Below are 13,876 nucleotides of genomic sequence, written 5' to 3'. Positions count from 1 at the left end.
CGCGAGAATGACCCGGACGGCGTAGCGGATAGAAGATTCCTCATGCGCCTTCATACCAGGGCGCATCGGGAACCAGGAGGAACAGCAAATGCAATTCAAAGACAGACTGAAGGCGGCCCGCGAGAAAGCCGGCCTGACGCAGAAGCAGCTTGCCGAGGCGATCGGGATGACACAGGCAACAATCTCCGATCTTGAACGCGGCAAGTCAGCCAGCACGGCATTCAACGCACGGATCGCAGAAGCGTGCGGGGTTAACTCGATCTGGCTTGAGATTGGTCGTGGCGACATTGAGCCAGGCGCTGCGAATAGCGAACCTGCAGCGATTACAGCTCGCGACCTGTTCGCCTTAGAGGCAATGCACATCGTCGCGCCACGCCATGTCGACCACGACGCCTTGGCACGAGATGCATACGCCCTGGCAGACGCAATGCTTCGAGCACGGAAAACACCACCGGCATAGCGCGCAACGGAGAACGGAACATTCACTTCTGGCCATTCGCAAGAGTGGCCAGCGGGAAGACAACCGAACGCCGATACGCCGCTCAGCGACTGGATGAGGCGCAGTGGGCGGCTTAACAGGAAGGAATCGGAATGCAGTTGACCAGACAAGAAGACCTACTGCTAGACCGCATGGCGGCTCACATGGTCGCCAGCGGGAACATGGATATAAACGCCGCCATCGAGGCGATACGCGCTCAAGACCAGTCACTGCTAACCAAGCTCATCGGCCTGAAAGAAAGGCGCGAGTCGGTAGCTGTCGACGACTACGAGTACGACGGCGAATACGCCCTGGCTGATTTACGGGACTCAATGGCGCGGAAGGTCTACAAGACGCTACGCAAGCGACCCTATAAAGCGCCGGCAATCATCGACGGGGCGCGCCTGACGAGGCTTTCAGGCGGCCACGGACCGGACAAATCGATCTGGTATCGGATCGACGGCGAAGACGCATATGTAAGCCTGAATGACCTGCAGTTACATATAGCTGGCGAATGTAAGGCTGACTGCCCCAGATGTGCATTAGACGCTCAGACAGCCTAACAGGAGGCCCCATGCCCACCCTCCCCGAGCTGTACCTAATGGCCTCAGTCCTCATAGCCACCATGGCTTATGAGAATGGGGTTTCCTGATTGGAGGCGCCATCTTCTTCCCGGTCGCCATCGTTCACGGCATCGGCATCTGGTTCGGCGCCTGGTAACCACCCCACCCCCGCAGCTTGGCTACAGGCTGCAGCGGGGATTAACAGAATGGAGAGAGAGATGAGGACATACGTTGTTTGGTGCCCGGACCTGGGCCAGGAGCAGGAAGACGGCGCGACGATCCCGGCGACTGACCCCGCCGATGCGGCAGAAGGGTGGGCGGAATGGCACGACCGCAGCAGTGCAGAATATCGGATTGCCAGCGGGCGCGAGGAGATCGTGATAGTCCGCGACGTGGATGCCGGCGAGCAGCGCGAATGGATTGTGCGCGGCGAGGCGATGCCGTACTACACGGCGCAGCCTGGGGAGTCCGCGACGATCCGGGCGCAGGTGGCGCCGGGTCGGTGGGAGGATGTACCTAGACGTAGCGAGGCAAACAAATGAAATGGCAGCCGATTGAGACTGCACCCACAGACGGCACACGCATCTTGCTACGCGGCAGGAACGGCAGGATTGCTGATGGACACTATGGGCAGCCGGATGGGTTTGCAAACCCTAAGCGGTTTGTTTGGCCGTACATCAATGCAACCCCGACACACTGGGCTCCGCTCGCGTTGATTGCTGCCGCGGCGGAATTGCTCGCGGCGGCAATGAAGGTGAACGCATTGAGCATCCAGACCGATGCGCACAAGGAATTGCGTGCCGCCATCGCCAAGGCCCGCGGCACCCCATGCTAACCCTACCCCAAACCCTCCTCCTCATCTGCGTACTAGCTGCGCTGTTGGGGTGGGAGTGGTGGAGAGAGAAACCCTGAGCCAGCCAGACCAGACCCTAACGGGCCTGTGATAACCGTACGGCGCGCGGTGCTGTGAGCGCCATGACCATCAGCTGGAGCCGATCCGGCGTCACGGAAGACAACTCCTGCCTAGCGCCTGCCGGGAATCGGTAGCAGGCATTCATTCCCCCGCCCATCCGGGCAACCGAGGTATCCACCATGAAGCACTACGGACCCACAGGGCGCCGCGAACAGCCGTGCCCGGATGACAGCGTTTCCGAGGCTGACCAGGTTCTGGCCGCGCTCGACAGCCTCCACGAACCCACCATGCAGGCCTACGCCGAGTTCTGCGAGGACAAGCTTGAGGTGCCGGCCGCGCTGGCCAAGGCGCTGATCCTGTCCATCTGCTCCGGCAAGTGGGACGCGCTACGCAGCCGCATCGGCTACTCGAACGAATGGCTAGACGAAGCCCTGAACGAGATCGTCTGGAGCATCGACAAGCAGCAAGCGGAATTCATCGAACACCACGCGGCGCAGTTGCGCAGCAAGGCAGAGCAGATCGAACAGGAGGCGGCATGAGCAAGGAAGTGAAGCGGTACGCAGCAAACGTATTCATCCCCGGAAATCTTGGCCCTGTCCGGCGCGAAGTGGTCATGGAGGACGACTACGACGCCCTTCTCGCTGAGCGGGGTCGGATGGCTGCTGCTCTGGATGAAATAGGTGGACTGTGCCGCGCGCTTCGCCAGGGCGGCCCTGACCCGATGGACCTAGAAGACCTGTCGAATGCGCTGGAGCAGGCTGTAGACATGGCACATGAAGCCCTGCAAGGAGAGCAGCCATGACCAAGGACGTTTTCAACAAAGGGCCGGTGATCATTGAGGTTCTTCGCCTTGAAGGCGGTGAAGATCCATTCATATGCGCCATCAACGGGCGCATAGCGCTTGATCCTCTTTGCGAAATTGAGGAGCAACTCAGGGATGAAGAAGAGTTCAGCCACGGCGAAGGACTGTACCTGTACGAGGCCCGTTACTACTCGGGGCAGTTCGGCGAATACGGCATGTGTGAAATCGCGCCCGGATGGGAGCTGACGCTACTTGAGCATAACGCTGACTGGATGACGCCAGTTGAAGGAGCCCAGCCATGACCCTCAAGAACCTAGCCGGCGCCTTCCTGCTGTATTGCGGAGTGGCGCCGTTCTGCGGATGGCTCGGTTACGTGGCGCTGATAGGGGGTGTGTGATGGATGACCGCGAACTGTTGGAGCTGGCGGCAAAAGCGGCGCTAGGCAAAACCGCTATACCCAGGCATGCGGAAGATTTGGCCAGCCGCTGGAACCCTCTAGACGAAGATGAGGCGGCGCTGCGTCTCGCCGTCAGACTGCGCATGCATGTTTTGCTGGAAACTTCCGAGGTGACTGTGGCTGTAGATGACGCGGCCGGAAGGCGACAGCTAGTGCGTGTGCAGTTCATAGCCGAAGACCAAGGTGAGTTCATCGCCACACGCCGCGCAATCGTAAGAGCAGCAGCCGAAATCGGGAGGGCCATGTGATGGCTAGCCAGCGCCAACGCTCACTTCGCTACGCATATTGGAAGGGCTTCTCTATCGCCCTGCTCGTTTTCACAGGATGGATATACGTCAGCGCGCTGGCGGGGAGGGTTACGGGATGAAAGAGGTCGACTGGAGCAAGGCGCCCGAGTGGGCCACCGGCTACGGACTAATGAGTAGCAGCTTTGGCATTGAAGAAGTGTGGTTCAACGATGAGCAGTACCGGCCACTGCAAAGCCGTGGCGGCTATGGTCCATATCCATTTGGCGGGGGCGTAGGCCCTCATATGCACAACGCCACCAAGGGCCAAATTTCGTTTCAGCAACACAGGCCAGCGCCATGGATGGGCGAAGGCCTTCCGCCAGTTGGAGTTGCGTGCGAGGTGGAGAACGACATCGAAGGCGGCTGGGACGCGGTTGACGAGGTTCTGGCGCATACCGAAATCAAGGGTGCCCATGTCGCCGTCTTCAAGCGCGATGACCGAGTGTTCTATTCGCCTGACGGTACGTTCCGCCCCATCCGCACGCCTGAGCAGATCGCGGCGGAAGAGCGGGAGAAGGCGGTCAGCCAGATGGCTGTTATCGCGCTTGCTGGCGATAACCAGCTTGTCACCAAGGTGTATCTGGAGCGCCTTTACGACGCCGGCTGGAGGCGAATGGATGAACGCTAAACGACTTCGTGAGCTTCTGATCTACGACCCATTAACCGGAAGCTTCACACACCGAACTACTCGCGGACCCTGCAAAGAGGGTTCATTAGCAGGCTGCCTGAATGCCCTTGGCTATATAAGAATCTGCGTAGATTACGTTGACTACGCCGCCCATAGGCTGGCGTGGCTCTATCAGTTCGGCTCATTCCCAAGCAGCCAAATTGACCACATCAACGGAAATCGGGCTGACAACCGTCTCTGCAACTTGCGACTTGCCGATAACTCGCAGAATAACCAGAACAGGCCGCTACAGCGAAACAGTACATCTGGGTTCAAAGGGGTAAGTCTGCACAAGCAATCTGGGCGCTGGTTTGCGTATGCGACCAAGAATGGAAGACGAGTCAGCGGCGGGTATCACGGGTCGGCCGAACAAGCGTTCGCAGCAGCAACAGCTCTCCGCACGCAACTGCACGGGGAGTATGCAAAGCACGACTACCGCAAGGTGGCCCCATGAACCGAACCCAATCCCTCCCCTACGACGACACCCCCACAGGCCACAGCTTCGCAGCGGCGTGGTGGACCCTTACCGGGTTCGGCGTTCTTTCCGCAACACTGGTTGTCGGCCTCATCGGTGAGGCGGCGATCTTCCACCTTTTCGGGTAACACCAACTACTGATCAGGCTGCGCGAGACGCGGCCAGGGAGAACTCATGTCTACGGAATTGGCCCTTGTGCCGCCAAAGGAAACCGCTCTGCAAGTCTTCCAGGCAGAGAACGGGCTTGACCCGTACCTGCAGCAGATTCGCGCCGAGATCGACGCCTTCGTGCCGGATGTGTCGACGAAGAAAGGCCGCGACGCCATCGCATCGATTGCACACAAGGTCGCCCGATCCAAGACGGCGCTCGACAACGTAGGCAAGGAGCTGGTCGCCGAGCTGAAGGAGATCCCGAAGAAGATCGACGCCGAGCGCAAGCGGATGCGCGACACGCTGGACGCTTGGAAGGATGAGGTGCGGGCGCCGCTGAATGAGTGGGAGGCGGCAGAAGAAGCTCGCAAGGCAAAGCACCAGGGTGCCATCGACCAGATCAATATGCGGCTGGAGTGCCGCGACCTGGACTCGTCCGAACTGTGCCAGAACATCGAGTGGCTGGAGACCATGGCCATCGATGAGGGCTGGGAGGAATTCGAGTCCGAGGCGCTGCGAGCGAAGGACAAGGCCCTGGCCGCACTACGCGAAGCGCTTGTCGCGCGGGAGAGGCACGAAGCCGAGCAAGCCGAACTCGAACGCCTCCGCGCCGAAGCCGCCCAGCGCGAGCAGAAGGAGCGCGAGGAGCGCATCGCCCGGGAAGCCGCCGAGCAAGCCCAGCGTGAAGCTGAGCAGCGCGCACAGGCCGAACGTGACGCAGCGGCACGCCGTGAGGCTGAGGCCAAGGCAGCTGCCGAACAACGCGAGCTGCAACTGAAGCTTGAGGCCGAGCAGTCAGCCCGCCGTGAACTGGAAGCCCAGCAGCGCGCCGAGCAGGCCGAACGTGACGCCGAAGCCAAAGCCCAAGCCGCCGCCGCAGCCGAACGCCAGCGCCAGGCAGACGAGCAGGCCAGCATTGAGCGCGAAGCAAAGGCCCGCGAAGCAGACATCGCGCACAAGACAGCCGTCCTGACCTCCATCAAAGAGTCATTCATGGGCGCAGGCATCACCGAGGAACAGGCCAAGGCCATCATCAACATGATCCGCAAAGGCGAAGTGCCCAGCGTGTCGATTACCTACTGAGGCAGCCATGAACACAGCAATTGCCCAGCGGCAGGAGTCAGCCGCAATCGTCCAGGCGACGGAATCGACAACCATCCTTCAGGTCATCCAGCGCGCCGCCGCAGACCCGCAGTGCGACATCGAGAAGATGGAGCGCCTGATGGCCATGCATGAACGGATGCAGGCCAAGAACGCAGAGACGCAGTTCAACCTGGCTCTGTCAGCCGCTCAATCAGAAATGCGCCCAGTTTCGGCAGACGCTGAAAACAAGCAAACGCGCAGCCGATACGCCACCTACGCCAAGCTAGACAGCGCGCTTCGCCCTATCTACACCAGGCACGGCTTCAGTCTTAGCTTCAACTCCGAGGCCGCAAAGTCGGAAGGAGAGATTCGCGTGGTCTGCTACGTTTCGCACGCCGCTGGCCACACACGCCCTTACATGCTCGACATGCCAGCGGACGGAAAAGGCGCGAAGGGTGGTGACGTGATGACCAAAACCCATGCGGTTGGCTCTGGCGCGTCATACGGCATGCGATACCTGCTCAAGATGATCTTTAACGTTGCAGTTGGCGAAGACGACGATGACGGAAACGCCGCCGCCGCCCCCAAGCTGATCACGCAGGTTCAACTATATCGCCTGCAAGGTGTTCTATCGCAATGCAGCCAAGGAACGCAGAGCAAGTTTGCCGAGGCATGGCCAGACCCCGCATGCATGACAGCTGATCGCTTCGACACGGAGATCGTTGCGCTAGAGGGCGCGGCAGCCAAATACAAAGATCATCTGGCAAGCCAGGCGAAGGGGTGAGCCATGCAGATAATCCGTGACGTAGAGCAGGGGTCGGCCGATTGGCTGGCCCTGCGCCTGGGAATCGTGACCTGCTCCGAACTGGATTGCCTGCTGGTCAACGGCAAGGGCGAAGCCGGCTTCGGTGCCGGAGCCTTCACCTACATGGATACGCTGATTGGCGAGCGGATCACTGGCGAGGCCGCAGACCCGTTCAGCGGTAACCGACACACCGAGCGCGGGCATGAGCTGGAAGCAGTCGCCCGCGGCTTGTACGAGTCGCGTGAAGAGGTCGCCACGGAACAGGTGGCCATCATCCTGAATCACGGCATCGGCTACTCGCCGGACTCGCTAGTCGGCGCCAACGGCCTCACCGAGATCAAGACCAAGCTGCCGAAGTTTCAGGTCGGCGTCATCCTGGCCGGCGAGATACCGAAGGAGCACGTCGCGCAGTGCCAGGGCGGACTATGGGTGTCGGATCGGGAGTGGATCGACTTCGTGTCCTACTGGCCGGGCATGCCCCTTTTCGTCAAGCGCGCCTACCGCGACGAGGCGCTGATTCGCAAGATCAGCGAGCGCGTTTCCACCTTCTACGAACTGCTCGAAGAGCGGATGAATCGGGTCATGGGCATCGCAGCCTAACCCAACAACCAAGGAGCCGATATGGCACAGCTATTTGGACTGGCCCGCCTGGGCCGCGACGCGGAAGTTCGATTCACGCAGGCTGGAAAGCCTGTAGCCACTCTGGCGCTGGCGTTCGATTACGGGAAGAAGGGGAACGGCAAGCGACCGTCTCAGTGGGTAGACGCGGCGCTTTGGGGTGAGCGATCCGAAGCTCTGGCGCCTTACCTCCTTAAAGGCCAACAGCTGAGCGTGACGGTCGATGACGTGCACATCGAAACCTTCCAGAAGAATGACGGAACGCAGGGCCACAAGCTGACCGGGCGCGTATCAAACATCGAATTCGCGGGAAGCGCGCCGCAGCAGAACGGGCAGAACCAGCCTCCAGCGCAAGCAGCACCACGCCAAGCAGCTCAGCCGCAGCAGCCAGCCGCACGCCAGCAACCGGCGCCTGACTACGACAGCTTCGACGATGACATCCCCTTTGCCGACCCCTACCGCGGCGCCCGCTCGCTGCTGATCTGATCCACCGGGCGCCCAGCGCGCCCTCCTCCCCGGTACATCCCCATGAACAAACCGACCGGCACCCGCTGGGCAGGCTGATAAAGCGTGTCTCGGATTCGGGCATCACAGAAAAACGCTGTCCTCGCTGCGACGAATGGAAGCCCCATGACGACGCGCATTACCAGTTTCTGAAGACGCGCGGTTACCGGCGCAGCGAGTGCCGGAAGTGTGTGGCTGCCAAGCAGGTTGCCTACCAGCGAGCGAAGAGGCAGGCCGCAGCATGACACGAGACGAATACCTAAGCCGCGCTTATGGGTTCGCGTTGCGTGGTGAGCGTCTTCCGCACGCCAGGCTGAACGCAGACATTGTGCGCGCAATCCGCACCAACCGCCGCGGACTAACAGCCCGCCAGTGGGCGGAACAGCTCGGCGTCCATCAGCGAACAATCGACAAGGTGCGCGACTACCGCAGCTGGCGGCACGTCGCCCAGGAGGAGAGATGACTTGCGCGAGCCCGCTCGCCGGTAGGAGGCGCACGGAATACCGGCACTGGACACCGGCAGAGGACGCAACACTGGCAGAACTGTATGCCACCAAGCCCATCACCGAGATAGCAGCCCTGATGGGGCGCGGCACCGGATCGATACACAACCGCGTGTCGAAACTCAGACTGACGCGGCCGGATGAGTTCAAGGAAATCACAGGCTGCGGCAGGTTCAAGCCTGGCCACCAGACATGGAACTCTGGCCGCAAAGGATGGCAGGCAGGAGGCCGGGCCAAGGACACGCAGTTCAAGCTGGGTCACCGACCATCGAACACCTGGCGCCCCATCGGAGCGGAGCGCACCGACAAGGGCGGCATCCTCTACCGCAAGGTGGCTGACACCGGCAACAAGCGAACTGATTGGCGCCCGGTCCACGTGATGTTGTGGGAAGAGCATAACGGCCCCGTGCCGGCCGGGCATTTCCTCGTCTTCAAGGATCGCACCCCCGCCAACATCTCAATCGACAACCTCGAGCTGGTCACCCGCGCAGAGAACATGCGCCGCAACTCAATCGACCGCTATCCGCCCGAGTATCGCCAGGCAGCCATAACGCTCGGCTGGTTCAAGCGGAAGCTCAACAAACTGGAGCAGCACCATGAACAACCTCAGTGATCTGCGCGCCATCCTCGGCAAGACGATGGAGGGCGTGCTAGCCGGCACCTACTCGATTGAACAAGCAAAGGCTGTTGCCCAGGTCGCGGCCGAAGTGAATGCCACGGCGCGCCTTGAGGTCGACATGGCCCGCGCTACCGATGGCGACTTCCGAGGCTCTGGCTTCATTGACGTCGAGCCGCGCATTGCGCCGCGTGAGCCGCTACGGAGGATCGCTCCGTGACTGATCGCACCTACACCATCACCGTAACCGAGCGCCAGGCAGCAGAGCTGCAAGAGGCCTGCGAGCTACTGGCGCGGATCAAGATCGGCCAGATCGACCACGCCATTGAGCGGCTGCCTGGCTTCTACGACCGGCGCGACTGGGAGCAGGTCCACGCCACGCGGCACGAGATACAGCGCCTGGCTAACACGCTGATGCCGGAGGCCACGAAGCGCCGAGAGGATGGCGTTGCGTGGGATCTGTATCAGGTCATCCGGCATCGCCTTTCATGGGATCGCGCACACGACCAAGGCGTCATCAAACCCGGCGAGCCTCGCAAATGGCCCGAGATGATGGGCGTCTGCTACGACGAGCCGCTGGCAATGAGCGGGCTTCCGCTGGCCACAATCAAGGATACTGATAAATGAACGACACACTGAAGGTAGCCGGGCGAATCGGCGCTGAGCTGGGGGCTGCGAAGGCGGAGGTGGAGCGGCTGCGCGAGGCACTTCGCTGGTACGAGGAAAAGGTAACCGAGTGCAGGAAAATCGGATCGCTAGGCGATAACGCCAGACAGGCGCTTGACCTTGACGGCGGATTTCGTGCGCGCGATGCCCTATCCCAGCAGGCCGAGCCCACCGACACCTACACCGCCGTCGACATGGCCACAGCCGCAGCGCAGGGGTTCAGGGATGGGCAGGCGGCAGCAGAGCAAGCCCCGGCGCAGGATGAGAAAGCCGCCTTTGAGGCGGCTTACCGTGTTGTCGTCGATAACGGCTGGACGAACGTTAAGCACATGGCGCGTCAAGTTTGGGACCAAGCCCGAACCACACGCCCCGCGCAGGCCGAGCAGCAGCCTGTTTGCTGGGCTTCGAGCACGGCACTGGCGAAGCTGCGGAACGGGCGCAACAACTCACCATGTGTTCTCACAGATGGGCCTGCAGAGTTCAACGATACGCCGCTTTACGCCATCGCGCAGACCGCCCCGCAGCCGGAGCATAGCGAGTTGGCTGACACACTGCTCCGGCAGGTCGAACTGAGAAACGAGGTTATCTGCGAGCTCTACGCTGAGTTCTCGCGGGGCGGAACTCCCAACTGGGAGCCGATATTCGAGCGCGCAATGAAGCTGGTCGTTTACGCCATGCCAGAGCCGGCTCGCTCTTTCGCGCTCTCGAAGAGCGCCTCGCCGCAGCCGGAGCAGAGTGGGCTGGTGGAGGCGCTGAAACCGTTCGCGGCCATAGCCGACCAGTACGACGCGGCCGAAGACGATAGCCACCAGGTATTTGTTGATGCGATCAGCGAAGAGAGCGTCCGCATAACCCTCGGGCAGTGCAGAAACGCCCGCGCCGCCCTGTCCGCCACACCCAGCCCCGCCCAACGAGGTGAAGCATGAGCAAGGTATTGGTTGATCCCGCTGCGCTGGAAGAGGCGGCAAAGTGGCTAGAGGTTCACTCGTCCAGTTCAGGCAGCGCTGAGGCTTTCGCGGCTGAGGCATTGCGCGAGGCCATCGCCCAGCCCGCAGAGGCGGGAGGTGTGGACTTCGGGTTCGACGATCGCTCTGTAAAGGTAAGTCAGGAGGCATACAGCATCTTTCTGGAGCGCGAGCGCGCACTGCAGGATGCCCTGTCTGCCGTGACCGCCGAGCGGGATAGGCTGCAAAGCCAGCTGGCCGAGACTCAGGCGAATGACCGCGCCGCGATGGGATACCTGCACGATGTGCGGCAGCTCGTAGGTGGCTCTGACTTTCCAGAGATGGTTAGGAACGTAGCCCGCATGGTTGACGCGCTGCCGGGGTGCGTTGAGCTTATCGAAGCGCTCAGCCCGATTGAGTGTGATGTGCTCAGAAAGGCCCGCGCCGCCATGGCTGCGAAGGAGGCGTGATATGGCGATCATCCATACCAACTGCACATGCGGTAAGGCTGTCGAAATCAGGACTGGCAGTGATGCAAATAGCAACTACCGGAAAGACGGCAAGCAGGCGGTTTACCCGGGCGAAGACGGGTACTGCATATTCCGTTGCAGACAATGCCTAGAGCCGCTGCACCAGACTGTCCCAGCCTTCGCACACCAAGCCTAACCCCTAACCCCACCCAAACACACAGCCTGCCGGCGAGAGTCGGCGGGGATGCATTTCTATTGCTGTGAGGAAAACATGAATGAGCTGGCATTGTTTGCCGGAGACGGCGGAGGAATTCTCGCCTCTCACCTGCTTGGAATCAGGACGATATGTGCCGTTGAGTGGCGAGAGCACAGCCGCCGAGTTCTTGCCCAGCGGCAAAAGGACGGGTGCCTTTCACGCTTCCCGATCTGGGACGACATCAGAACATTTGACGGAAGGCCGTGGCGAGGACGAGTTGACATCGTATCTGGCGGGTTTCCCTGTCAGATCGAAAGCACTGCCGCGGCTGGACGAAACAATGCGGATGACCTTTGGCCGGAGATGCGGAGAGTCGTGGCAGATGCAACTCCCTGGTTTGTGTTTGCGGAGAACGTCAGCGCCAGAGCGGTCGAGCGAGCGGCTGCCGACTGCTGCGCGATGGGTTACAAAGCCGACCTCCTTGCCCTTAGCGCGGCAGACATGGGTGCTGACCACGTTCGGGAGCGATATTGGCTTCTTGCATACGCCGACGACAAAAGCGAACTACGCCGCGCCATCCATGCAGAAGTGGCCGTCAGCGCGGGCTTTCGTCACGGCCTTTGGCAGGCCGAGCCCAGAAAACCACGAGTGGCTGATGGGATGGCCGGACGGATGGAGCGATACAAGTCCACTGGAAATGGACAGCTTCCGATCGTGGCTGCATCAGCACTTTGCATTCTTGCCTGCGCTTGAGCGCGCCGCCTAACCCCACACGCAGCAGGAGATAGACATGCAGCACACAGACAAGATGCGGGCAGAGTTCGAGGCGTGGTGGGACAGGCAGCCTCACCGCGAGCAGTTCGAGGATTTGAAGCAGCAGTTCTGCAACGTGGCGGTGGCGTTCTACCAGAAGGGACAGGCTGATTCAGTGAAGCTGGACGGGATTGAGAGCGTCCATCACCAGCTCGGCATGGTGTGCCTGAACTTCAAGACCACCGAGCAGACTCGAGATTTTGCACGGGCGTGCCGCGCAGCGATAGCAGCCGGCGTAACGGTGAGGGGGTGAGGGATGGCCAGATATCAGACCATCAAGCGATTTTCAGAGGCAACCGGCTACACTGAGCACGCAATTCGGGCCAAGCTCTCCAAAGGAGTCTGGCCATTGGGTGAAATCTGGATCAAGGCACCAGACGGCCATGTGCTGATCAGCGTGGAAGGGTACGAAGCATGGGTGGAAAGCGGAATGGAGTCCGGCGCGCGTCGGCTTCCAGCATTGAAATCAGTTTCATGTGGCAGGGGGCGCAGTGCCGTGAACGTCTCCCACTTGAGCCCACCCCCGCTAACCTGAAGCGTGCCGAGCAGCACAAGGCAGCGGTAGAGCTTGCCATCTATAACGGCACCTTCGACTACGCAGCGACTTTCCCCAAGTCAAAGCGCGCTGTAAAGCTCGGGCATCAGACCGGGCTGATTCCCCTCTCCGACTATCTCGACAAGTGGCTAGCCCGAAAGGAGGCGCATCTGAAGGCGTCGACCCTGGACGGCTACCGCAAGATCATCAGTGGCGTATTGGTGCCGAGGCTGGGCCATGCGCCGCTGGTGACGCTCACGCGGAAGATGGTTCGAGATGAGTTGACGAAGATGGACGCCTCGAACAAGCGGCTTGCCAACGTGCAAAGCTGCCTGCGGTCGGCGCTGAATGATGCGGTCGATGACGAGCTGATCGAAGCGAACCCGCTGGCCGGCTGGACGTACTCAGTGAAGGGCAAGCCCAAAGCGGAGGACGAGATTGACCCGTTCACGAAGGAGGAGCAGGCGGCGATTCTGGCAGCAGCGACCGGGCAATACCGGAACCTGCTGCAGTTCGCGTTCTGGACCGGGCTGCGCACGTCGGAGCTTGTGGCGCTGGAATGGGGGGATATTGACTGGCTACGGGGGGAGGCGCGGATATCGCGAGGACTGACCAAGGCGGCCAAGGAAGCGGAGCTGCCGAAGACGGCGGCAGGATTGCGGGACGTGAAGCTGTTGCCGATGGCACTGGCGGCGCTCGAAGCGCAGAAGGCCCACACCTATATAGTAGGCGGGCCGGTCTTCCATGATCCGCGGTACAACAAACCCTTCGACGGCGACCAGGCTATCCGGAAGTCATTCTGGATCCCGACTATCCGCAAGGCGAAGGTCCGCTACCGGAACCCGTACCAGACCCGGCACACTTACGCATCGATGATGCTGAGCGCCGGCGAGCATCCGATGTGGGTGGCAAAGCAGATGGGCCACAGTAGCTGGGTGATGATCGCCCGCGTCTATGGCCGGTACATCCCGAACGATGGCGACACGTCCGGCAGTAAGGCGGCTGAGCTGTTCGGGACGCCGGTTCAAATCCCTAATGAGGAGTCAGCATGATCGAATCGAAAATGCGGGAAGAGTTTGAGCGTGTCGTGGGAGTGTCATGGCTCGAAGGCGCCAAGGTGTGCGAGATCTGGAAGCTATCTTGGCAAGCGTGCCTTGCGTCGACTGTGGTTGAGCTGCCAATCAGGTTTGACGGCGATCACGGGGGCGATGCGCACCACGCTGATATTTACGATGGAGCACTCGATGAATGCGCCGAAGCCATCAGAAAAACAGGCATTTCAGCAACATTTCAGCAACCAACACGCTGAAAGCCAGTGATTACGGCAACTG

The 13,876-nt window shown here is 61.0% G+C and carries 25 protein-coding genes; all 25 read left to right on the top strand.

Features of this window, described 5'->3' with window-relative positions:
• Positions 1 to 88: 88 nt before the first annotated feature.
• The 25 genes from BAY1663_RS25720 (at position 89) to BAY1663_RS23615 (ending at position 13,854) form a co-directional block, all read left to right on the top strand.
• Positions 89 to 460, top strand: coding sequence for a helix-turn-helix transcriptional regulator (locus BAY1663_RS25720; RefSeq protein WP_037040177.1), 372 nt, complete (start codon positions 89 to 91; stop codon positions 458 to 460).
• A gap of 131 nt (positions 461 to 591) precedes the next feature.
• Positions 592 to 1,041 carry a hypothetical protein gene (locus BAY1663_RS10170; RefSeq protein WP_037040175.1) on the top strand — a complete coding sequence of 150 codons (450 nt, stop codon included), beginning with the start codon at positions 592 to 594 and terminating at the stop codon, positions 1,039 to 1,041.
• Between the two features lie 206 nt (positions 1,042 to 1,247).
• Positions 1,248 to 1,583: a hypothetical protein gene (locus BAY1663_RS10165; protein ID WP_256206656.1), complete on the top strand. Its 336-nt coding sequence runs from the start codon at positions 1,248 to 1,250 to the stop codon at positions 1,581 to 1,583.
• The gene (locus BAY1663_RS23645) at positions 1,580 to 1,876 is read left to right on the top strand and encodes a hypothetical protein (protein WP_128576208.1); all 297 of its coding nucleotides are present in this window, start codon (positions 1,580 to 1,582) and stop codon (positions 1,874 to 1,876) included. The genes BAY1663_RS10165 and BAY1663_RS23645 overlap by 4 nt, the downstream gene beginning before the upstream one ends.
• 257 nt (positions 1,877 to 2,133) lie before the next feature.
• On the top strand, positions 2,134 to 2,493 hold the full coding sequence (locus BAY1663_RS10160) for a hypothetical protein (RefSeq protein WP_037040171.1): 360 nt from the start codon (positions 2,134 to 2,136) through the stop codon (positions 2,491 to 2,493).
• On the top strand, positions 2,490 to 2,756 hold the full coding sequence (locus BAY1663_RS10155) for a hypothetical protein (RefSeq protein ID WP_037040169.1): 267 nt from the start codon (positions 2,490 to 2,492) through the stop codon (positions 2,754 to 2,756). Before BAY1663_RS10160 ends, BAY1663_RS10155 begins: the two co-directional genes overlap by 4 nt.
• Positions 2,753 to 3,058, top strand: a complete 306-nt coding sequence (locus BAY1663_RS10150) for a hypothetical protein (protein WP_037040166.1) — start codon at positions 2,753 to 2,755, stop codon at positions 3,056 to 3,058. Before BAY1663_RS10155 ends, BAY1663_RS10150 begins: the two co-directional genes overlap by 4 nt.
• 94 nt (positions 3,059 to 3,152) lie before the next feature.
• Positions 3,153 to 3,461, top strand: a complete 309-nt coding sequence (locus BAY1663_RS10145) for a hypothetical protein (RefSeq protein ID WP_051497113.1) — start codon at positions 3,153 to 3,155, stop codon at positions 3,459 to 3,461.
• 115 nt (positions 3,462 to 3,576) lie between these two features.
• Positions 3,577 to 4,128, top strand: a complete 552-nt coding sequence (locus BAY1663_RS24455; protein WP_037040298.1) for a hypothetical protein — start codon at positions 3,577 to 3,579, stop codon at positions 4,126 to 4,128.
• Entirely contained in the window at positions 4,118 to 4,621 is a 504-nt protein-coding gene (locus BAY1663_RS25920) for an HNH endonuclease (protein WP_037040163.1), read from the top strand. Before BAY1663_RS24455 ends, BAY1663_RS25920 begins: the two co-directional genes overlap by 11 nt.
• The gene (locus BAY1663_RS24450; RefSeq protein ID WP_164838446.1) at positions 4,618 to 4,770 is read left to right on the top strand and encodes a hypothetical protein; all 153 of its coding nucleotides are present in this window, start codon (positions 4,618 to 4,620) and stop codon (positions 4,768 to 4,770) included. The genes BAY1663_RS25920 and BAY1663_RS24450 overlap by 4 nt, the downstream gene beginning before the upstream one ends.
• 46 nt (positions 4,771 to 4,816) lie before the next feature.
• Positions 4,817 to 5,875: a phage protein gene (locus BAY1663_RS10130; protein WP_037040160.1), complete on the top strand. Its 1,059-nt coding sequence runs from the start codon at positions 4,817 to 4,819 to the stop codon at positions 5,873 to 5,875.
• A gap of 7 nt (positions 5,876 to 5,882) precedes the next feature.
• Positions 5,883 to 6,659: an ERF family protein gene (locus BAY1663_RS10125; RefSeq protein ID WP_051497111.1), complete on the top strand. Its 777-nt coding sequence runs from the start codon at positions 5,883 to 5,885 to the stop codon at positions 6,657 to 6,659.
• Between the two features lie 3 nt (positions 6,660 to 6,662).
• Positions 6,663 to 7,280, top strand: a complete 618-nt coding sequence (locus tag BAY1663_RS10120; RefSeq protein ID WP_037040158.1) for a lambda exonuclease family protein — start codon at positions 6,663 to 6,665, stop codon at positions 7,278 to 7,280.
• A gap of 21 nt (positions 7,281 to 7,301) precedes the next feature.
• Entirely contained in the window at positions 7,302 to 7,784 is a 483-nt protein-coding gene (locus BAY1663_RS10115) for a single-stranded DNA-binding protein (protein WP_051497110.1), read from the top strand.
• A 259-nt stretch (positions 7,785 to 8,043) separates the two neighbouring features.
• Positions 8,044 to 8,265 carry a hypothetical protein gene (locus BAY1663_RS10110; RefSeq protein ID WP_037040155.1) on the top strand — a complete coding sequence of 74 codons (222 nt, stop codon included), beginning with the start codon at positions 8,044 to 8,046 and terminating at the stop codon, positions 8,263 to 8,265.
• The gene (locus tag BAY1663_RS10105; protein WP_051497109.1) at positions 8,262 to 8,918 is read left to right on the top strand and encodes an HNH endonuclease signature motif containing protein; all 657 of its coding nucleotides are present in this window, start codon (positions 8,262 to 8,264) and stop codon (positions 8,916 to 8,918) included. Before BAY1663_RS10110 ends, BAY1663_RS10105 begins: the two co-directional genes overlap by 4 nt.
• Entirely contained in the window at positions 8,902 to 9,141 is a 240-nt protein-coding gene (locus BAY1663_RS10100) for a hypothetical protein (protein WP_037040152.1), read from the top strand. Before BAY1663_RS10105 ends, BAY1663_RS10100 begins: the two co-directional genes overlap by 17 nt.
• Positions 9,138 to 9,548: a hypothetical protein gene (locus BAY1663_RS10095; protein WP_037040150.1), complete on the top strand. Its 411-nt coding sequence runs from the start codon at positions 9,138 to 9,140 to the stop codon at positions 9,546 to 9,548. The genes BAY1663_RS10100 and BAY1663_RS10095 overlap by 4 nt, the downstream gene beginning before the upstream one ends.
• Complete coding sequence (locus BAY1663_RS10090; protein ID WP_037040148.1) at positions 9,545 to 10,513, top strand: hypothetical protein; 969 nt, start codon at positions 9,545 to 9,547, stop codon at positions 10,511 to 10,513. Before BAY1663_RS10095 ends, BAY1663_RS10090 begins: the two co-directional genes overlap by 4 nt.
• A complete protein-coding gene (locus BAY1663_RS10085; protein ID WP_037040146.1) occupies positions 10,510 to 11,001 on the top strand; it encodes a hypothetical protein in 492 nt (163 codons plus the stop codon). Before BAY1663_RS10090 ends, BAY1663_RS10085 begins: the two co-directional genes overlap by 4 nt.
• A 271-nt stretch (positions 11,002 to 11,272) precedes the next feature.
• Positions 11,273 to 11,950 carry a DNA cytosine methyltransferase gene (locus tag BAY1663_RS23625; protein WP_128576202.1) on the top strand — a complete coding sequence of 226 codons (678 nt, stop codon included), beginning with the start codon at positions 11,273 to 11,275 and terminating at the stop codon, positions 11,948 to 11,950.
• 37 nt (positions 11,951 to 11,987) lie between these two features.
• Complete coding sequence (locus tag BAY1663_RS10075) at positions 11,988 to 12,263, top strand: hypothetical protein (RefSeq protein ID WP_037040141.1); 276 nt, start codon at positions 11,988 to 11,990, stop codon at positions 12,261 to 12,263.
• A gap of 161 nt (positions 12,264 to 12,424) precedes the next feature.
• Entirely contained in the window at positions 12,425 to 13,597 is a 1,173-nt protein-coding gene (locus BAY1663_RS10070; protein WP_037040138.1) for an Arm DNA-binding domain-containing protein, read from the top strand.
• Positions 13,594 to 13,854: a hypothetical protein gene (locus tag BAY1663_RS23615; RefSeq protein ID WP_128576198.1), complete on the top strand. Its 261-nt coding sequence runs from the start codon at positions 13,594 to 13,596 to the stop codon at positions 13,852 to 13,854. The genes BAY1663_RS10070 and BAY1663_RS23615 overlap by 4 nt, the downstream gene beginning before the upstream one ends.
• Positions 13,855 to 13,876: the final 22 nt, after the last annotated feature.

The organism is Pseudomonas sp. BAY1663 (assembly GCF_000582595.1).
GTDB lineage: Bacteria > Pseudomonadota > Gammaproteobacteria > Pseudomonadales > Pseudomonadaceae > Stutzerimonas > Stutzerimonas stutzeri_AF.
Note: the sequence above shows the minus strand (reverse complement) of the source record. Positions and strands in the feature narration are given on the sequence as shown.